The organism is Alkalihalobacillus sp. BA299, from assembly GCF_017745675.1.
Classification (GTDB): Bacteria; Bacillota; Bacilli; order Bacillales; family Bacillaceae_F; genus Alkalihalobacterium.
In genome coordinates this window covers 1-19,611 of sequence record NZ_JAFLJM010000012.1, presented here as the reverse complement: position 1 = coordinate 19,611, position 19,611 = coordinate 1, and the positions used below count along the sequence as shown (strand labels likewise).

Genomic DNA, 19,611 nt, shown 5'->3' with positions numbered 1-19,611 from the left:
GACGGGTGTCTTAGCGGGAGGAACTGAGATACGGACAGATGGAGCAATTGCTGTCTGGTAAGAGAGGAAGTGCAACATGAAATTACAATGGGAAATTTTTAGCGCTTTTTTTAGAGTCGGTATATTTGGTTATGGGGGTGGACCTGCGTCCATCCCTCTTGTTCAGAAAGAGGTTGTTGAGCGATATAAGTGGCTGGAAAATGATGAATTTGGTGATATATTAGCAATTGGGAACACATTGCCTGGGCCAATTGCTACGAAAATGGCTGGTTATATCGGTTATCGTGTTGGTGGATATATTGGGATGGTGAATGCCATAATTGCATCAATTGTTCCTACAATTGTTTTAATGATCGTATTTTTAACATCATTAGCAGCGTATAAGGACGAAGCATGGGTTCAAGGGATGACACATGGTGTTCTCCCGGTCGTCGGTGTGATGTTGGCGGTATTAACTTGGCAATTTTTTGATAAAGGAAAAGAGGGACTTGGCTGGTGGAAAACATCATTTTTAGTCATCATTTCATTAGTTATTATTGAATTTTTAGGTATTCATCCAGGGATTGTGATTGCACTTCTCCTTACTTATGCACTAGTAGGCAGGAAAAAGGCATCTAGTGAAAAGGTGGCTGGAGGCTCATGATTTATATTGAGATCTTTATTGCATTCTTTATACCTGGGATTATTGGCTATGGCGGAGGTCCGGCTTCGATCCCGTTAATTGAACATGAAGTGGTCCATCGATACGGATGGATGACAGTAGATGAGTTTGGAGAAGTACTTGCTCTAGGTAATGCATTACCAGGTCCAATTGCTCCGAAAATGGCTGGATTTGTTGGTTTTGAACAAGGTGGAGTACTCGGAGCAATCGTTGGTGTATTTGCTACTGTAGCACCTTCACTCATATTAATGATTGCATTATTAAGTTTGTTATATAAATTCCGTCATTCACCTAAAGTGAAAAAAATGACTATGTTAATTCGTCCGACAATCGCCGTACTTTTGGGTGTATTAGCCTATCGTTTTTTTTCCTCTTCCTATGAAGCGACAGGAATATGGCAAACAGGATTGCTAATCATTGTTAGTTATTTCCTTTTAGAAAAGTGGAAAGTTCATCCGGCTCTAGTCATCGCAGGAGCACTAGTCTATGGAGCGGTGTTTTTAGGTTGACTGAACTGTAAACAACTAAAAATAATAAAAAAGAGGCTGAAAATGGAGAAGGTACAAAGTCAGCCTCTTCTTTATCATGATAATTTTTTGTATGAAGCTACATAAGTTTATGAATTTATTCATCATTTTCCATTAGATGAATTTCTTCGAGAGCTTGTTTGGTTTGAGGAGTGCCTAGTTCATAGATTTTTCGATAAATTTGATTTAGTCCGCGTTGAGTTTCGCGCCGATCTGCCTCGGCAAACTCCTCATTAAAGTGTTTGAATGTAAATAAATCGGATAACTCTAAATCATGAGCTTGAACTTCTTTTAATAATTCTTGTAATTCTCTGTATTGTTCGTCTGAAGCTTCAATTTCATATTCAATCATTTGCCCATCCTGTACAGGTGTTCGACTAATGTTGTCCATACTAATTGGGTTTAGATTGACGTAGTAAACTTCTTTTTTCACCAAAATACTCCCCCTTACCTCATTTTTGTTAGGTTTTGCAAGAGGGAGTAATAATAAACATACGTTACGGTTTTATTAATATATTACCATTATATTTTTTGCTTTCTAGAGCTACATGAGCTTCACTCGCTTCTTTAAAGTCGAATACTTTAGCAATATGAGTGAATAGCTTTTTTTCAGCAAAAAGGTTAGAGATGTTTTCACCTGCATTTATTAACTGTTCGGATGGTGTTGTAAATAATAGTACGCCTAATAATGCTGCATTTTTCATATTGAGTAGTCGCCATGGTAGAGTAGGTGTATTATTTTTTGGTGAACCGATCGCGACAATTCTTCCGCCATTTGATAAAACTTCGAAGTCTGTCTCCATATTTTCGCTTAATGACATATCAAGGATTACTGGGACGCCTTGATTGTCAGTCCTCTCTTTAACGGCATCCACTACATTTGTTTCAGTATATAGGATTACTTCATCAGCACCTGCATCACTCGCAATTTTTGCTTTTTCAGGTGAACTAGCCGTAGCGATAACATTTGCTCCATGTTGCTTTGCAAGTTGTACTGCTGCATTTCCAACAGCACCTGCTGCACCGTAAATTAAAACGGTTTCTCCCCTTTTTAGCTGAGCGCGGTCAAAAAGGGCTAAATAAGCAGTCATGAAAGCCATTGAGAGTGCAGCACCATCTTCTTCACTTAAATGACTAGCAAGTGGAAAAAGTTTTTCTTCTGGAACAGAAACGTACTCTGCCGCTGTACCTTTAATATTAGTACCCCAAACACGATCGCCCACTTTCCATTTCGTTACGTTTTCTCCTACGTCAACGATTGACCCACCTAGGTCAAAATGCGGGATATAAGGAAAGTGATCGACAGGACGGATACCCGAACGAAAATATGTATCGACTGGATTAATTCCACTAGCTCCTACTTTGACAATAACTTCACCAGGCTGTGGATTTGGTTTTTCTACTTCAATTATTTCAAGGACTTCAGGTCCACCGTATTTTTGATAAACAACTGCTTTCATTTTTATAACCATTCCTTTCGCTTCTCCTCCTATAAAATCAATTTTAACCGATTGGCTGCTTCTATTAGCTGCTCTTCTTTTTGGACTAAGGCAATTCGCACATAGCCTTCACCCGCACGACCAAATGCATTTCCAGGTGTAACTACAACTCCAGCATCTAATGCAGCAAGTGAAAATGACATTGATGTATATTGTTCAGGAACTTTAGCCCATACAAACATACCTCCATCAGGTTGGCGAACGTTCCAACCAATGTCTTTAAGTGCATTCATAAATACATTTCGTCTTTGTTCATAGGTTTGACAATGCTTTTCTAAAAAAGAGAAGTCTCCAGTTAGGGCTTCAACAGCTGCCTTTTGCACCGGCAAAAAGACCCCGTAGTCTAAATGAGATTTTAGCACGGCGAGGGGATTTAGAAAGTTTGTGTCACCGATAACATATCCAATTCTTGCACCAGCCATATTAAAACTTTTGGATAAAGAATTAAATTCAATTGCCGTTTTTTCAGCACCAGGAATAGAAAAAATACTTAACGGTGTTCTCCCGTCAAAAATAAGTTCAGAATATGCGAAATCATGGATGATTAAAATATTATGGTCTAACCCAAAATGAATAAGCTTTTCAAAATAGCTGCGATCCGCAAGCGCAGCCGTTGGATTTCCTGGATAGTTTGTAATCATTAACTTTGCACGTGTTCGGATGTCTTCTGGTATGGAGTTTAGGTCTGGCATAAATTGATTTTCCTCCGTATAAGGAAGGTAGTAAAGCTCAGCACCAGCAATATGAGCACAAGCTGAATAGATTGGATATCCAGGGTCAGGAACGATAATTACGTCACCTTTATCTAGATAGGCTAGAGCGATATGTGCTAATCCATCTTGTGAGCCCATAAGCTGAAGGACTTCTGAAGGTTGAATTTCAACATCATATCTTTCTCTATAGAAATAAACAACGGCTTCATTAAATGTTTGAGTGCTATTGATGGCATACTGATAGGAGTCGTCATGGAGTACTTCATTTGCAAAATATTTTCTTACGCTGAGTGGCGGTGGTAAGTCTGGACTACCAATACTTAAATCAATCATATCTATTCCTTGACTGATTTTTTCTTTTTTTCGTTGCGCCATTTCAGAAAAGACGCTTGTCGTTAAGTGATTTAATCTTCGTGATGGTGTTATCATTGTTCATCCCCCAAACATGCTTTTACAAAATAGTCTAACGGAAAATAAAACATATGCCTATCCATTTCACTTATATTTATTAAGATTCACAAAAAAGAGGCTAACTCAATCTCGTAGATAAGACCCACGGTTTACGATAAATGTAGGTTCTTATCGTGGGACTAAAAGGGGACATTAGAGAGTTAGCCTTTTTAGTTAAGGAATATAAATTTTTAGGATGTCTAGCTACAGGTGTCATCTGCCCGAGATCGCTTCGATCCAGCAAACGTGTCCAAAAGATCAGGACACTAAATGCTGGCCCTCCAGCGCTTGTCGCCAATAAGCAGACACCTTCCGCTTTTCTTGTCTAGCTGCAGCGCCCAGCGTCTAGTGGACTTCGCTCCCCCTCCTTACGATAATTCAACATCGCCTCGCTTTCGCTCTGCGTGTTTCCTTTATCTCATACGGTGGGGCTCCAGTCCATACGCCGCTGAACGGGCGCTTCCGCTTTTCTTGTCTAGCTGCAGCGCCCACCGACTAACGAGACTTCCCTCACCGCCGTACGATAAGTCAACATCAATTCACTAACGTTCATTGTGTTTCCTTTATCTCCTGTGGTTCAGTCCAGTCCGTACGTCGGTAAACGGGCGCTTCCGCTTTTCATATTAATCATAATGAAGTTGGCTACCATGTTCATAATCAGCTTCTCGGTTAAAACCACCTCTTTGTTCAATTTCTTTAATAATTTCACGGTGTATTGTTACTCCTTCAGAATTTAAGTATGGTGTCATTTGTTGTAAGCTTTTATGAAAGTGAGCTAATTCTTTATCAGACCAATCTTTCTTTGGCATCATTGATAATTCAGTCATGTCACGTCCTACGTACATTCATATGTCCTCCTTATTTTATAAGTATCTATAGTGTTTCTGTAGTGGATGTGTCCTATGCAGGGCAGCATTGAAGTGGTAAAAGTAACTAACGGAATAAAAGTTAGATAATATACTGGGAGAGAAATTATATTTAAGTAAAAATTTTATGGATAAAATGTTGACCTCCAGGACAAATTAATTCTTGTGGAGGTGAGACTCATGAATAACAACCAACAAAATCAAGCTTCAAAAACTAACGCTCAAAAGGTGAGACAGCAAAACGCTGCATCAGCTCAAGGGCAAAGCTTTAACACTGAATTTGCTAGTGAAACTGACGCACAAAAAGTACGTCAGCAAAACCAGCAATCAGCTGCACGCAAGCAACAACAAGCAAATCCAAATCAACAAAGTCAATAATCATTTATTGACGCAAGGCACTTTCTGAGAGACGTTCAGAAAGTGTCTTTTTTTAGTTGGAGGAACCATTTTAGTTCAAATCATTCCCATAATCAGTAATTAATTTTTTTATAAAAGATACAAAATCCTCTCATAAAGCATATTGAGTCAAAGTGGACGTTTTACTACAGTTTAAAATGAGAAAATAAATAATTATCTTATTCATTTTAAAATAAATTTGAAAAATGTATAATAATATAGATAAAACTTTTTTGAAGGCGAAATAGGTGGTTTAGTTCAACAGCTTCTTTAGGAAGGAGAAACGTAATGTTTTGGAAAAAGAAACGTAAAAAGGAGGAAGAAAAACATCAGGAAATTGAAGTAACAATTGACGAAGTTAGACAGGCTATTAAGCAATGTGCCAGTGATATGCCAATAGGAATATCATTACGTTCGTTAGTTCTCGATGATTATTCCATTAACTTTGAATTGTTAAAAAGTATTTTAAAAGGTATACCGAAACAAAAATTTTATATGTCAAAAGAGACGTTTGAAGTATTTGAAGACGCTGAAAAGGCAAGAACAATGGATAAAGTACAAGTTGCAGTCGATCAATATATCAAAGAGAAGCACGAAATACCAGTGATACCCGGTGATCCAGCATTTCGAATTAATTACTTTCTAATTAAGGAATATTTACATCATGAAGAGCCAGATTATCCTTTATATATCGATCCTGATGATCGACTAGTTTCACACCGGCGTCCAAATCGTTAAGCGAGAAAGGAGTAATACATGGGTTTCCCCAAGACTGGAAGTGTTATCGAAATCCAGAGTTATAAGCACAACGGCTTCATTCATCGTGTTTGGGAAGAAACTGTTGTTCTAAAGGGGACGTCAAAAGTAGTAATTGGTGGTAATGACCGTATATTAGTGAAGGAAGCAGATGGCCGTCAATGGCGGACACGTGAGCCAGCAATATGTTATTTTGATGCCAATCATTGGTTTAATACGATTGGTATGATCAGATCCGACGGGATTTACTATTACTGCAATTTAGGTTCCCCCTTTACATGGGATGAAGAAGCGTTAAAGTATATTGACTATGATTTAGACATAAAAGTTTTTCCTGATATGACATACAAGCTTTTAGATGAAGATGAGTATGCTGTTCATCGAAAACAAATGAACTATCCAGAGCAACTCGATCAAATTTTAGAGCGTAATGTCGAAGAGCTTGTTTCCTGGATCCATCAACGAAAAGGACCGTTTGCTCCTCAATTTGTTGAAATGTGGTATGAACGATTTTTACAATACCGACTGTAGAGGCTGACTCAATAAGTATCTGTGCTCCTATTCTTGAATATGGTGCAACCAGTAGGTAGCATCTATACATGAAAAGGTGCCTGATACTTTATATTTGAGTCGCCTTTTGTTTTCAATGCATTAACTATAATTTTTATTAAAGAATATGGGGGGATAAGGACTGGGATCTATAAGAAGGTATTTAAAGTTTGTAAAACCATATTGGAAAGTAGTGGGGTTAACGGTTTGTATCGGGATTTTCAAGTTCGGAATCCCGTTACTGACCCCGCTTATTGTTAAGTATGTCATAGATGACATCGTATTAGCAGAGGCGTTGCTGCAAGATGAAAAGGTTTCGAAATTATTATGGGTCATGGGAATTATGTTTTTTATATTTGTTGTCGTGAGACCACCAGTTGAATACTATCGGCAGTACTTTGCTCAATGGATTGGAAGTAAAGTATTGTATGATATTCGGAAAAAATTATTTTCTCATATTCAAAAATTGAGTCTTCGTTATTATTCTAATCGAAAAGTTGGAGAAATTATTTCAAGAGTGATTCATGATGTGGAGCAAACGAAGAACTTTGTCATCACTGGACTTATGAATATATGGCTTGATTTATTTACTATTTTAATTGCATTAGCCATCATGTTTTCAATGAATGCTTGGTTAGCGCTAGTTGCCATATGTATGTTTCCGCTTTATGGGTTTTCCATTAAGTTTTTTTATTCGCGACTAAGGCATTTAACGAGAGTTCGTTCACAAGCTCTAGCTGAAGTTCAAGGACATCTTCATGAAAGAATTCAAGGAATGAATGTCATTAAAAGTTTTGCCTTGGAAAATTACGAGAAAAAACAGTTTGCAAAACGTAATAATCAGTTTCTTGAAAAAGCTCTTGATCATACACGATGGAATGCAAAAACCTTTGCTGTCGTAAATACTATAACGGACGTCGCACCGCTTCTCGTCATTTTTGTGTCTGGTTATTTCGTCATTTCAGGCAGTCTTGAAATTGGTGCAATGGTGGCTTTTGTCATGTATATGGAGCGCCTTTATAATCCTTTACGACGGCTCGTTAATTCATCAACAACGTTAACGCAGGCTATTGCTTCAATGGATCGGGTTTTTGAGTTTATGGATGAGAAGTATGATATAGTCGACCTGGATTATGCTACACCATTAAAGTACGTAAAAGGTGATATTACATTTAAAGATGTAACGTTTCGATATGAAGTAGATAGCTTAACGGTAATTAGAGATTTCAATTTAGATGTAAAGGCTGGAGAAACGATAGCCTTCGTAGGGATGAGTGGTGGAGGAAAAAGTACGATCATAAGCTTGATCCCTCGTTTTTATGATGTTACAGAAGGTAGTATTGAAATTGATGGACAAGATATTCGCGATTATAAAGTTCAAAGTCTACGTGATAAAATTGGGATGGTTCTACAAGACAATATTCTTTTTAGCGATACCGTTAAAATGAATATTTTGATGGGAAACCCAAATGCATCCGATGAAGAAGTGGTTGCTGCAGCTAAAGCTGCTAATGCTCATGATTTTATTATGAATTTACCTAAAGGGTATGATACCGAAGTAGGTGAAAGAGGAGTTAAGCTCTCAGGTGGTCAAAAACAGCGGATTGCCATTGCGAGAGTGTTTTTGAAAAACCCCCCAATCCTGATTTTTGATGAAGCAACATCCGCTCTCGATTTAGAAAGCGAACACTATATTCAAGAAGCTTTAGAAATACTGGCCAAAAATCGAACGACATTTATCGTAGCACACCGTCTTTCAACGATTACTCATGCGGATCGTATCGTAGTGATCGAAGATGGAAAAGTTGTAGAAATCGGCACTCATGAACAATTAATAAGTAAAAATGGTAGCTACAAAAGATTGTTCGAAGTCCAGCAATTGAATTAGTAAAGTGAAAGCTCCTGTTACAGATTTAGCATTAATGCTAGCGGGAATTACGGTAATAGCTATTCAATGAAGATTGGTTATAAAACGAAATGGATAGTAAGTAAATAAAGAGTGTAGAATTTCGCTTTCACTTTAGAAAGTCTGCTAAATGTAGCTTGGAGTGCTAAGCTTGCTCAAAAACATTCAAAAAAGTTCTCAGAGAAACGTCCCAAGTGATTCACTTCACCTGGGACATCTCAGAGGATTTTTTAAAAAATTAATATAACTTTTCGATGATGTCTAGCTGCAGTTGTCATCGGCTCGAGGTCGCTTCGGTCCATCAAACGTGTCCAAAAGTCAGGACACTAATTGCTGGGCCTCCAGCGCTTGTCGCCGATAAGCAGACACCTTCAGCTTTTCTTATTCTTCTTCTTTTTGCATAAGTACTTTATTTTCATTTTTATGATACGTGAAAAAGCTATCGACAAGCTGGTCTAAATGTTCTAGTTTCTCTTCATATTCCATGATGTGAGAAATGATGGGGAGAAGGTGGAGCCATTCTTCTTTACTAATTTCCGCTTGCTCATATAACTCCAAATAACTTTCCATTAAAGTTATTTTTCCTTCATCTATTTCTTCTAAAATGTCTGGTTTTAGTTGAGAATGTACTTTTCCTGCGTAACGCAGAAGAATTCGATTATGATAATCTGTTAAACGTCTTAACTGTTCCTTTAGTAATTCCTGTAGATTTTCAGGCATATGAAACAATTCATTTTCACGGCGGTCTAGGCTTTTTAGTATAGTAGAGATTTTTTGTCCACATATAATCATTTGTTTAAATAAAACGACTTTACGGGCTTTGCTATATTTATTTTTTATAAAGTAATTTCGTTCCTCTTTATATAAAAGGAAGAGGTTTTCGAGCTTAACCATTTTCTCATGAAGAACCGTTTGATCTTTTCGCATCGCTTTATGGTCCGCGTCTTTTCGTATAAATAACATGGTCCATTGAATGGTTTGCTCTGTGTATTCGACGACCTTATAATAAAGCTTCGTTTCATAGCGCGGCGGGATAAACACTAAGTTGACGATAAATGCAGCGAAAACACCAATGATAATGAGAAGAAAACGAATGGAAGAAAACTCAATAAAGTTTTCAACGGGGCTTTCCATAATTATAATGATTGTTACTATCGCTAATGGTATGGTTGATGCTTCAAGTTTCAGTTTGATAATAATGGCAATTGCAATCACAGTGACTAAGCCAACAACGAACGGATCGGGTCCGAATGTAAGAACAAAGATAACTGCAAGTACAGCGCCAATAATATTTGCTTGAATTTGTTCGAGTATCGTTTGGAAAGAACGATAAATGGAAGGTTGAACTGCAAAAGTTGCAGCCAGTGCCGCATAGGATGGATTATCAAGTCCAATCCAAATGGCTAAATATAATGATAAAATAATAGCCAACCCCGTTTTAAAAATTCTTGCACCTAATTTCATAGACGTACTATCCTTTCATCGACAACACCTAAAATATAAATAAGCTAGCACAATGACGTAATATACACCCTTATTAAAAAATAATCAAGAGAATTTACGATTATTATAAATAAGCTTTTCAAAAATTGATTGAGCTTAAAGGTATTGTTAACAAAAAGGGAATAGAAAATGAATAAAAGAAATTAAATTGTCTATGATACGAGATCGGCATTTATTTAATTAACAAGAAAAATAATGCTCGATCATCTACAAAAAAAACGCCCTCATTTATTATGAGGGCAATTTTGATATTATTCTGTTGATACAGAAGGGTCAGCCTGTTGTTTAACAGGGATGATTTGCATGAAATTAGTCTCTAGGTCTTTCATTAGGTCTGAGATTAATGCAGCTTCTTCTGTTTGGCCGTATTCATTTAAACGCTCTTGATATAGGCCTAAAAGCTCAGTTAGATCAGATATTCCAGTTTCTGAAAGAGGTTGTAATTCTACTTTAGCGCCTTTTGCAATACGAGCTTGTAATGCTTCTTTTGTTAAGCCTAGTTCTGGTTGATGACGAAGGTAAACAACGCCACCTGTCATACCAGCACAAATCCATGGACCAGGATCGCCTAACACAACACCACGTCCATTTGTCATATATTCAAACGCAAATCCTTTAAGGTTTGCATTTACACCAAGGTTTGCATAATGCTTTTCTTTTAATGGTTTGGTTAATCTTCCACCGAAGATCATGTCTGCACCGGATAAACGAATACCTGCGCGGGCATCGGCATTTCCTTGGAACATAAATACGCCTTTTTGTGCACCGTACCCAGCTCCTTTACCGACAGAACCATTATAGAACTTACCATTTTTACCTTTTGCTTTAAAAATCATCATTTGACCACCGAAAGAAGTTTTACCAATTCCGTCTTGTGCGCCACCATCAACATGAATTGCGATACCTTCACTGTTATAAGCACCAAGACCGTTTCCGGGGATCGAACCATTTTTAAAGCTTAATTTGACTTCAGGAAGAGTACGATAAGAACCATCTAAATGACCTCTCACACGGTGACAAGATACGCGACTTCCAAGTATTCTTTGTTCAGCTGTAACTCCAGAGAATTCTCGAGATTTAGTTAAATCTTCCACGTTATAGTCGAGATATTCAGCTCCAGCGGCAACAGCCAGTTTAGTTTCTTCGCTTGAAGCAGTAACTTCATGCTGTGGAAGCATTGGAACATCTTGAGCAGGAATGACTTCAAGCATATTGCTTAAATCCATTAACTCTAGACCGCGTGTTTGCTCGAGTAAATCCGATCGGCCAACAAGATCCTGTGCATTGTCAAACCCGAGTGCGCCAGTTAATGCTTGGAGCTCTTTACCGAACGTTGTAAAGAGATTCATTAACCCTTGAACAGCATTATCAAATTGACGAGGAACGAAACGACGAAGGCCATGTTCTTTCGCTTGAGCCTCGGATTCAATTTGCGTAGCAATACCAACATGACAAGTGTCTAAGTGACAGCCACGGCAAGTCGTACAGCCAACCGCGATCATTGATAGAGTTCCGAACCCAACACGGTTTGCACCGAGTAGCATAATTTTAACAACATCTAACGCACTACGCATACCACCGTCTGCCCATAGTTCAACTTTATGACGTAAACCAGATTCTATTAATGCGTTATGTGCTGCTTTAATTCCGATTTCAACAGGAAGACCAACGTGCTGAAGTGCATGAACACGAGCGGCTCCCGTACCACCATCAAATCCACTTAATGTGATGTAGTCAGCACCAGCTTTTGCAATTCCGACTGCAATTGTTCCGATGTTTGGAACAACAGGGACTTTAACACAAACCTTCGCTTGGTCATTTGCCGTCTTAATTTCGGTAACCATTTGAGCTAAGTCCTCGATCGAATAAATATCATGGTTATTTGAAGGTGAAATTAAGTCAGAACCTAGTGTAGCATTACGAGCGGCAGCAACTTTAGCCGTTACTTTTGATCCCGGTAAATGTCCACCTTCACCTGGCTTTGCTCCTTGACCAATTTTTATTTCAATTAAATTGGTAGAGTTAATTAGCTCAGCGTTTACACCAAAGCGGCCAGAAGCGACTTGTTGGCCTCGTGTATTAGGATATTTGCCTAACATATCTTTGATTTCGCCGCCCTCACCGTTAAAGCTAATCATGTTTAAGCGGTCAGCTGCTTCTGCATACGCTCTAAAAGCAACTTCATTTTGAGAACCAAACGACATCGAACTTATAATGAAAGGAAGGCTGTGCTTATTTACACCAACATTAACTTTTTCAGCATCGATTTTCGCTTTAGATTCTTTAATATCAGCAAGGTGACGAATTGAAATAGGGTTATTTTCTTCTTGTTCCTTTAACTTTTGACTATACTGACAGTATTCTCCTGAACCTGAAGCAATATCTCCAATTGCTTTCCAAATACGCGGGAAAAAATGGAATGATTTACCTGGACGTGCTTTATCGTTAGCGAAATCTTCAACACGATCTAACGCATCTTTTTTCATTTCTTCGAAGTTATAACTTAATTCTTCAGATCCTAGGAAATTAACGATGTTCAGAACATCTGCGATTTCAGTATTTAAGCCAATTGCAGAGAAAAGTCTTCCATAACCGCGTAACTCATGAATACCAATAGTAGAAATCACTTTTTCTAAACCTTTATTTAAGGCTTCTGTTACTTTAATAACAGGTTCATTTGAATCGCCACAAACTGTTGCAATGAGTAGATACGGGTTAACAACATCTGCTCCTAAGCCGAAAATGACGGCGATATCGTGCAAGCTACGAATGGATCCAGAACGTACCAATAAAGAACAGCTGCGACGAATTTGTTTTTTCGTTAATCCTTGATCAATCGCCGATGTAACAAGATGTGGATCGAGCCATAGGTTTCCATCAACATGTGCTTTTGCATCATCAATTATGATGAGCTCTTTTCCGTTTTGAACAGCCTCTGTTGCTTCTTCGATAAGGCGGCCTAATGCTTCTGCAACACTTTCTTCATTTGTAAAAGTGGCGGATAATACATGGCTACTATCAAGGTTTGTGTAATATTCTACGACTTGATCATATGATGGATGAGCTGTTTGTTCTGTTAAATAAAGACCAGCTTCTCCTTCCACAACGATTGGAGAAGAAAGTTCTAAATTCGTATGACCTTCTTCACGTTCGAATAATGAAGGACGTTTACCTAAAATAACGCGGGTAGAGAAGTGCTCCATTTCACGGTCACGGTCAATCGCTGGATTTGTAACGACAGCGACACTTTCTTTTATAAAATCAGCAATGTTTTTACGTCCTTGATGTAGAGCAGCTAAAGGAGCGTCATGACCAAGTGAACGGATCGGTTCAACACCTTTTTCTGCCATTTGCTCAACCATTTGAATGTGCTCTCGATCCCATCCGAACGCAGCATAATGATTGTTTGTTACCTTCAATGGTAAGTTTGTCACTTTGTTTGTAGTCTCGAATGCAGGAGGGTTAAGTCTTTTATAACTACCTACTACATTTAATTTTTTATTTAGACGTTTGTAAACTTCTTCTTGATACTCATCTTGGAAATACACAGACAAAGTATCATCATCATTCCATTTAAGGCCGACTTTTTCACCGGGAGCTAAAGGCTTTGGTTCTGATACAAATTCAGAAGAAGGAATAATCCCTTGTTCTGATGCAAAATAGTAAGATGTTTCATTTTCAATCATCCATACCGGACGCAAGCCAAGTGCATCTACACTAAATGCTGCTTCGTTTCCAAAACGGGAAATAATCCCTGCAGGTCCTTGGGCGAAATGTCCCCAAGCTTCTCTTATATAAGCGTATAAATCTTGTAAATGTTCAGGTAAAGCTTTGATTTCATTAACGATTGGAGGAAATAAAATATCTAATACTTCAAATAAGCTGTATCCATGTTTATAAATCATCGTTTCTATAACACGGTTTAAATCTTGAGAGTCACTCGCCCCGTCAACAAGTGGAATATCTACCATACGTGCTTCATCACGAAGTTTGGCGATTGTATTAATTTCTCCGTTATGTCCAATGATGCTAAATGGTTGAACACGGAAAAAGGTAGATAATGTGTTTGTCGAGTAACGGTTATGCCCAAGTGTCATCGTTGAAGCTACGAGTGGATTTGCCAAGTCATCATAATAGCGAGGTAATACATCACCAGCACCCATTACTTTGTAAATGACATAATAATTACTTAATGAAGCGACATGAACATTCGTATCTTCTTCAATATCAAGCATTAAATTAAAAATCGCTAAATCGAGCTTAGAAGAATCAAACTTTGGCAGTAATGCAATTTGGAAGAATACAGGCTCTTCTTTTCGACCTAATGGACCTAATGCGTCACTATTTGTGACTTGGTCGGTTTCAAAGACCAGATTAAATTCATGTTTAACAGCTAATTGGCGAATACGCTCTTTCGCTGCATCTGTATCTATTTTTTTATCAATAAATAAATGACCGACCACAAAGTCAGATCGATTAGCAAGACTGCTGTCCATATTAGCAGCAGATAATTTTTGTTCCCACACTTTTTTAGGAATATCAATGTGAATTCCCACTCCATCACCTTCGTCGTTAATAAAGCCGGCACGGTGATTCATTTTAACTAAGGCATCGATACAGTCATCGATGTTCTTTTTAGTTGGTTTCTTCGTTTTTTCCATGACAGATACAATTCCACAGCTATCATGTTCAATCGTGTTAAAGTTCTTAAATGTACTTGGACTCCATGTTTTCTTCATTTGTTTGGTCAGAATTTCTGACCTTCACCTCCTAAGGTTGAAAGTGCATGTTCGAAAAATTAGCAAGCAGTTAGTACCTAATGTTAAAAAATCTGACAAAAAATACCGAAAAAATTTTAAGTCGATGCAAGAAACTAGTTCCTCGTTCGTTCGTTCTTTCTGTTTGTGAACTTTTCGAACATCCTTTTTGACTATAAAACATTCCTGATTATAGTTTCCTAACATATCAAAATAGAACCTCTAAATGCAGGTTCTAATTGTCAGAATTGTATAGCAAGTATATCATGATCAGTGAATAAAATCAATTATTTTTATTCATTTTCATGTAATTGGCATTCAAAATTGACAAGAGATTGACGTTTGTTAAAACAAGAAAATGTTGACTATGTAAGCGTTTACAATGGGTGCAGTAGCAAAAAAACCAGAAAAGCATTTTCTTTTCTGGTTGTATTGAATGTATAAATATTCATTTTGCCATTTTTGTAAACGTGTGTTTTACAGCAGTGAGTGTATCCGTTATATCTTGTTCGGTATGAGCTATAGTAAGAAACCATGCTTCATATTTTGAAGGTGCTAAATTAATGCCTTGTTCTAACATAAGTTTAAAGAACGTAGCAAACATTTCACTATCACTTTTTTCAGCTTGTTCATAATTGGTAATTTTCTCTTCGGTAAAGTAGACCGTTAAAGCACCCTTTAGGCGATTGGTTGTGATTGGGATGTTGTATGTTTTTGCATGTGTTAGTATGCCATCTTCAAGTATTTTACCTAATTTGTCAAGATGTTCATATAGCCCCTCTTCTTGTAGAACTTCTAAACAAGCGATGCCGGCACTAATAGAAGCGGGGTTTCCGGCCATCGTTCCTGCTTGATAGGCAGGGCCAAGCGGTGCAACCTTTTCCATAATTTCTTTTTTTCCGCCGTATGCACCGATCGGTAATCCGCCACCAATAATTTTTCCAAGTGCAGTCATATCTGGTTCAACGTCTAACAGATTTTGGGCTCCGCCATACATAAAGCGGAATGCGGTTATGACTTCATCATAAATGACTATAGCCCCAGCTTGGTGAGCCAATTCATTTACGCCTGCTAAGAACCCTTCCTTAGGTTCGACGATACCAAAGTTACCGACAATAGGTTCTACTAAAATGGCAGCTACTTCATCACCCCACTTTTCTAATGCTTGTTTAAAGCTGTCGAGGCAGTTAAAAGGAACCGTAATGACTTCCTTTGCGATGGACTGAGGTACGCCAGCAGAATCGGGAGTGCCGAGTGTAGAAGGACCAGAGCCAGCTGCAACTAATACTAAGTCGGAGTGGCCGTGGTAACACCCAGCAAATTTAATGATTTTATCTCGTCTAGTATAAGCTCTTGCGACACGGATTGTCGTCATCACTGCTTCTGTACCTGAATTGACAAATCGGATCTTTTCCATTGAAGGAATGGCATCTTTTATCATTTTTGCAAATTGAATTTCCAGGTTTGTAGGTGTCCCATATAACACACCATTTTCAGCAGCTCGAGTGATAGCTTTTGTAATGTGGGGATGGGCGTGCCCTGTAATAATCGGCCCATATGCTGCTAGATAATCAATGTATCGGTTCCCGTCAACATCCCAGAAGTAAGCCCCATTACCTCGTTCCATAAAAACAGGAGCTCCTCCACCTACCGCTTTATAAGATCGAGAGGGACTGTTTACACCTCCAACAATATGTTCTACAGCTTCTTTATAAAGTGTTTCAGACTTTGTATGATTCATTTTTATAACTCCTCTTAACGTAATTTGCCTTCTTTATTTTACCATAAGCCTCGTTCTTGAGCGAAAACAGTGATTGCGTTACACTATTTTAGTTATAGAATTTACGTCCTCTTCTTAAATATGAAGAGTGAGGAGTTTTCTCAGGAAAGGTGATAACAAGTAATGGGGAATGCAATAGAAGTACGTAAGTTAAGAAAAGAATTTAAATCCTATTCTAGTCGTTCTGGATTGGCCGGAGCATTTCGTGATTTATTTACAAGGAATTATAAAGTGTTAGCGGCTGTTGATGATATTTCATTTGAAGTGAAAAAAGGAGAAATGGTAGGGTATATCGGGGAAAACGGTGCAGGGAAATCAACTACGATTAAAATGCTTACTGGGATATTAACTCCAAGTGCGGGGGAGGTCGTTGTTAATGGAATGAATCCTCATAAAGAAAGAGAACGATTTGTGCGAACAATTGGTGTTGTGTTTGGGCAACGGTCACAGCTATGGTGGGATATCGCTGTACAAGAATCGTTTCGACTACTAAAAAAAGTTTATAATATACCAGATGAACAGTATGAGCCTCATATAAAGGAAATTATTGAAACATTAGATTTGGAGCCGCTGTTAGATAAGCCTGTTCGAAAACTTTCGTTAGGACAGAGAATGCGGTGTGAACTTGCGGCAGCCTTGATCCATAACCCGCCGCTTTTATTTTTAGATGAACCGACGATTGGCCTTGATGTACTTGTTAAATTAAAAATTCGTGAATTTTTAAAGAGAATCAATGAAAGATTTAATACGACTATTCTTTTAACGACGCATGACCTAAGTGATATTGAAGCTTTATGTGAGCGAGTGATCATGCTTGATGAAGGAAAAATAATTTACGACGGCTCCCTAGCTAACTTACGAGGGAATTGGGGACAAGGAAAAGAAATTCAGTTCCAGTTTGATGAGGTTGTTTTACAACAAAGTTTAGTAGAAGCAACGAAGGATCAACCGGTTGAATGGAAACAAGGTAATCAAGAAAATGTATGGGTAGCTATTGTTCAGCAAGAAGAAATAGTTTCTCAGATTATTAGTTTAGTTGCTAGTCAATTTAAGTTGTCGGATATGAGAATCAACGAAGTTTCGACTGAGGAAATTATCCGTAACATTTACGAAGAAGGTGTTTTTTATGGCAAGTAAATATGTGGAGATGATTCGTATTCGTTTCCTCATGATGCTTGCCTACCGTACAAACTATTATAGCGGCATTTTAATTTATAGTATTAATATTGGTGCGTATTATTTTTTATGGATGGCAATTTATGGAGGGAATGACGAAATACAGGGGCTTTCTGTCATACAAATGACAACATATATTGCGGTTGCTTGGATGGCAAGAGCGTTTTATTTTAATAATATTGACCGTGAGATTGCACAGGAAATAAAAGAAGGGAAAGTAGCGATTGAACTCATTCGTCCATACAATTATTTAGGAATGAAGACTATGCAAGGGCTTGGGGAAGGACTCTTTCGATTGTTTTTCTTTTCGGCGCCTGGCTTGTTGATCGTTTGGTTCGTGTTTCCGATCACGTTTTCAGCAAGTGCTTTTACATGGTTACTCTTTAGTATTTCTCTAATGTTTAGCTTTATTATTAATACACAGATTAATTTACTCACTGGCATTTTAACATTTTTCTTATATAACAATACTGGGTTGATCCGAGGGAAACGTGTCGTTATTGACTTGTTTTCTGGGTTATTATTACCGATTAGTTTTTACCCGATTTGGGCGCAAAATGTCATGACACTTTTACCGTTTCAAGCGATTAGTTATATTCCGAGTATGATTTTTACAGAAGGGTTTACTCGAAGTGAAGTATGGCAAAGTTTAGCTATTCAATTCTTTTGGGCTCTTATATTAATTGTCCCGATCCAAGTTTTATGGATAATTGCTAGAAAACAAATGGTAGTACAAGGAGGCTAAAATATGTTTCATATATCAATGTTTTTTCAATATGCCTCTCAATATTTAAAAACAAGATTAACTTATCGAGTGGACACTATTGTTGAAATTTTATCTGACTTATTATTTCAAGCGGTTAGCCTCGTTTTTATCCTCGTTGTCTTTGGTCATACCTCTGTCTTGAGTGGTTGGAACCGGGAAGAGATCATTTTTATTTATGGTTTCTTCCTTGTCCCTTTTGCGATTTTCACATCCTTTTTTAATATATGGGATTTTAATGAAAGGTATATTGTAAAAGGAGAAATGGATCGTGTTTTAACACGACCGATTCATAGTCTGTTTCAAATCGTGCTTGAAAGGATGGAGTTGGAATCGTTATTTGGAGTAATTACAGGTCTTGTAATTATGATTTATGCAGGAATTCAATTAGAATTGACATTATCCTGGTATGACCCGTTTATATTTGTAGCCTTAGCTCTGGGTGGGGCCTTAATTTACGGTAGTATATTTACAATGCTTGCCAGTATTAGCTTTTGGTCGGATAGTAAAACGGATTTTATGCCGATGATGTACAATATCGGAAATTATGGTAGATACCCTGTTGATATTTATAATGGAGTGATCCGATTTATTTTAACTTGGATTTTACCATTTGCCTTTGTGGGGGTTTATCCATCTGCTTATTTTCTTGGGAGAGAAGAGTGGTTTGTATATGCGGCGTTGACACCGGTTATGGGGATCGTCTTTTTTACACTCGCGGTCATGATTTGGAATATTGGTGTCACTAAATACCGAGGTGCAGGCAATTAATATTGACGAAGAGCAGTGTCTCTTCGTACTTGTTTGAAGAAAGTATAGCTTTTTTAGAGGATGTCTAGCTCCATCGCCCACCGACTAGCGAGACTTCCCTCACCTTTGTACGATAAGTCAACATCGACTCACTAACGTTCATCGTGTTTCCTTTATCTCCTACGGCTCAGTCCAGTCCATACGTCGGTAAACGGGCGATTGCGCTTTTCTTATTGTCTAGCTCCATCGCCCACTGACTAGCGAGGCTTCCCTCACCGCCGTACGATAAGTCAACATCAATTCACTACCGTTCATTGTGTTTCCTTTATCTTCTGCGGTTCAGTCCAGACCGTACGTCAGTAAACGGGCGATTGCGCTTTTCTTATTGTCTAGCTCCATCGCCCACCGACTAGCGAGACTTCCCTCACCTCTGTACGATAAGTTATCATGAACGAAACTAGCCCCTTACTCGTAATATCGTAGATTATTTTGGCTAAGCTGTTTAATGAAAAAAACCAAACCAAAACAGAGCTACATTACGAAAGGAGCTAGTATTATG

General features: G+C 38.1%; 16 protein-coding genes. 9 read left to right on the top strand and 7 right to left on the bottom strand.

The annotated features are described in order from the left end of the window. Positions 1-76 precede the first annotated feature (76 nt). Together J0N78_RS15735 and J0N78_RS15730 are read left to right on the top strand one after the other, a co-directional pair. Positions 77-643 (top strand): chromate transporter, encoded by a 567-nt coding sequence (locus tag J0N78_RS15735; RefSeq protein WP_209124068.1) that lies wholly within the window; start codon positions 77-79, stop codon positions 641-643. Continuing rightward, positions 640-1,170 carry a chromate transporter gene (locus tag J0N78_RS15730; RefSeq protein WP_209124067.1) on the top strand — a complete coding sequence of 177 codons (531 nt, stop codon included), beginning with the start codon at positions 640-642 and terminating at the stop codon, positions 1,168-1,170. The genes J0N78_RS15735 and J0N78_RS15730 overlap by 4 nt, the downstream gene beginning before the upstream one ends. A gap of 115 nt (positions 1,171-1,285) precedes the next feature. Here the strand turns inward: J0N78_RS15730 and J0N78_RS15725 are convergent, their stop codons facing one another. The 4 genes from J0N78_RS15725 to J0N78_RS15710 form a co-directional block, all read right to left on the bottom strand. Then, positions 1,286-1,621 carry a hypothetical protein gene (locus J0N78_RS15725; RefSeq protein ID WP_209124066.1) on the bottom strand — a complete coding sequence of 112 codons (336 nt, stop codon included), beginning with the start codon at positions 1,619-1,621 and terminating at the stop codon, positions 1,286-1,288. A gap of 64 nt (positions 1,622-1,685) precedes the next feature. Further along, a complete protein-coding gene (locus J0N78_RS15720; protein ID WP_247747367.1) occupies positions 1,686-2,660 on the bottom strand; it encodes an NADPH:quinone reductase in 975 nt (324 codons plus the stop codon). 17 nt (positions 2,661-2,677) lie between these two features. After that, the gene (locus tag J0N78_RS15715) at positions 2,678-3,829 is read right to left on the bottom strand and encodes an LL-diaminopimelate aminotransferase (RefSeq protein WP_209124065.1); all 1,152 of its coding nucleotides are present in this window, start codon (positions 3,827-3,829) and stop codon (positions 2,678-2,680) included. 644 nt (positions 3,830-4,473) lie between these two features. Beyond that, positions 4,474-4,695: a hypothetical protein gene (locus tag J0N78_RS15710; RefSeq protein WP_209124064.1), complete on the bottom strand. Its 222-nt coding sequence runs from the start codon at positions 4,693-4,695 to the stop codon at positions 4,474-4,476. A 201-nt stretch (positions 4,696-4,896) separates the two neighbouring features. On the opposite strand from J0N78_RS15710, the gene J0N78_RS15705 reads away from it, so the two are divergent. The 4 genes from J0N78_RS15705 to J0N78_RS15690 all read left to right on the top strand — a co-directional run bounded on the left by J0N78_RS15705 (position 4,897) and on the right by J0N78_RS15690 (position 8,305). Continuing rightward, the gene (locus tag J0N78_RS15705) at positions 4,897-5,094 is read left to right on the top strand and encodes a gamma-type small acid-soluble spore protein (protein ID WP_209124063.1); all 198 of its coding nucleotides are present in this window, start codon (positions 4,897-4,899) and stop codon (positions 5,092-5,094) included. A 306-nt stretch (positions 5,095-5,400) separates the two neighbouring features. Next, positions 5,401-5,850: a DUF3939 domain-containing protein gene (locus J0N78_RS15700; protein WP_209124062.1), complete on the top strand. Its 450-nt coding sequence runs from the start codon at positions 5,401-5,403 to the stop codon at positions 5,848-5,850. A gap of 18 nt (positions 5,851-5,868) precedes the next feature. After that, the gene (gene ntdP, locus J0N78_RS15695) at positions 5,869-6,399 is read left to right on the top strand and encodes a nucleoside tri-diphosphate phosphatase (protein ID WP_209124061.1); all 531 of its coding nucleotides are present in this window, start codon (positions 5,869-5,871) and stop codon (positions 6,397-6,399) included. Between the two features lie 160 nt (positions 6,400-6,559). After that, positions 6,560-8,305 carry an ABC transporter ATP-binding protein gene (locus J0N78_RS15690; protein WP_209124196.1) on the top strand — a complete coding sequence of 582 codons (1,746 nt, stop codon included), beginning with the start codon at positions 6,560-6,562 and terminating at the stop codon, positions 8,303-8,305. A 399-nt stretch (positions 8,306-8,704) separates the two neighbouring features. Here the strand turns inward: J0N78_RS15690 and J0N78_RS15685 are convergent, their stop codons facing one another. The 3 genes from J0N78_RS15685 to J0N78_RS15675 form a co-directional block, all read right to left on the bottom strand. Then, positions 8,705-9,787, bottom strand: a complete 1,083-nt coding sequence (locus tag J0N78_RS15685) for an FUSC family protein (protein ID WP_209124060.1) — start codon at positions 9,785-9,787, stop codon at positions 8,705-8,707. Between the two features lie 290 nt (positions 9,788-10,077). Beyond that, the gene (locus J0N78_RS15680; protein WP_209124059.1) at positions 10,078-14,565 is read right to left on the bottom strand and encodes a glutamate synthase-related protein; all 4,488 of its coding nucleotides are present in this window, start codon (positions 14,563-14,565) and stop codon (positions 10,078-10,080) included. 466 nt (positions 14,566-15,031) lie between these two features. After that, a complete protein-coding gene (locus tag J0N78_RS15675; protein WP_247747366.1) occupies positions 15,032-16,324 on the bottom strand; it encodes a glutamate-1-semialdehyde 2,1-aminomutase in 1,293 nt (430 codons plus the stop codon). A 162-nt stretch (positions 16,325-16,486) separates the two neighbouring features. On the opposite strand from J0N78_RS15675, the gene J0N78_RS15670 reads away from it, so the two are divergent. Genes J0N78_RS15670 through J0N78_RS15660 form a run of 3 tightly spaced genes read left to right on the top strand, consistent with a single transcriptional unit; the run spans position 16,487 to position 19,073 of the window. Further along, positions 16,487-17,500, top strand: a complete 1,014-nt coding sequence (locus tag J0N78_RS15670; protein ID WP_209124058.1) for an ABC transporter ATP-binding protein — start codon at positions 16,487-16,489, stop codon at positions 17,498-17,500. Next, on the top strand, positions 17,490-18,284 hold the full coding sequence (locus tag J0N78_RS15665; RefSeq protein WP_209124057.1) for an ABC transporter permease: 795 nt from the start codon (positions 17,490-17,492) through the stop codon (positions 18,282-18,284). The genes J0N78_RS15670 and J0N78_RS15665 overlap by 11 nt, the downstream gene beginning before the upstream one ends. A gap of 3 nt (positions 18,285-18,287) precedes the next feature. Next, the gene (locus J0N78_RS15660; protein WP_209124056.1) at positions 18,288-19,073 is read left to right on the top strand and encodes an ABC transporter permease; all 786 of its coding nucleotides are present in this window, start codon (positions 18,288-18,290) and stop codon (positions 19,071-19,073) included. Positions 19,074-19,611: the final 538 nt, after the last annotated feature.

Bases quoted from the DNA above. Each gene is read 5' to 3' on its own strand.
- J0N78_RS15735 (WP_209124068.1), top strand. From the start codon at position 77: ATGAAATTACAATGGGAAATTTTTAGCGCTTTTTTTAGAGTCGGTATA.
- J0N78_RS15670 (WP_209124058.1), top strand. From the start codon at position 16,487: ATGGGGAATGCAATAGAAGTACGTAAGTTAAGAAAAGAATTTAAATCC.
- J0N78_RS15660 (WP_209124056.1), top strand. From the start codon at position 18,288: ATGTTTCATATATCAATGTTTTTTCAATATGCCTCTCAATATTTAAAA.
- J0N78_RS15705 (WP_209124063.1), top strand. From the start codon at position 4,897: ATGAATAACAACCAACAAAATCAAGCTTCAAAAACTAACGCTCAAAAG.
- J0N78_RS15730 (WP_209124067.1), top strand. From the start codon at position 640: ATGATTTATATTGAGATCTTTATTGCATTCTTTATACCTGGGATTATT.
- J0N78_RS15680 (WP_209124059.1), bottom strand. From the start codon at position 14,565: ATGAAGAAAACATGGAGTCCAAGTACATTTAAGAACTTTAACACGATT.
- J0N78_RS15720 (WP_247747367.1), bottom strand. From the start codon at position 2,660: ATGGTTATAAAAATGAAAGCAGTTGTTTATCAAAAATACGGTGGACCT.
- ntdP (WP_209124061.1), top strand. From the start codon at position 5,869: ATGGGTTTCCCCAAGACTGGAAGTGTTATCGAAATCCAGAGTTATAAG.
- J0N78_RS15715 (WP_209124065.1), bottom strand. From the start codon at position 3,829: ATGATAACACCATCACGAAGATTAAATCACTTAACGACAAGCGTCTTT.
- J0N78_RS15700 (WP_209124062.1), top strand. From the start codon at position 5,401: ATGTTTTGGAAAAAGAAACGTAAAAAGGAGGAAGAAAAACATCAGGAA.
- J0N78_RS15710 (WP_209124064.1), bottom strand. From the start codon at position 4,695: ATGTACGTAGGACGTGACATGACTGAATTATCAATGATGCCAAAGAAA.
- J0N78_RS15675 (WP_247747366.1), bottom strand. From the start codon at position 16,324: ATGAATCATACAAAGTCTGAAACACTTTATAAAGAAGCTGTAGAACAT.
- J0N78_RS15665 (WP_209124057.1), top strand. From the start codon at position 17,490: ATGGCAAGTAAATATGTGGAGATGATTCGTATTCGTTTCCTCATGATG.
- J0N78_RS15685 (WP_209124060.1), bottom strand. From the start codon at position 9,787: ATGAAATTAGGTGCAAGAATTTTTAAAACGGGGTTGGCTATTATTTTA.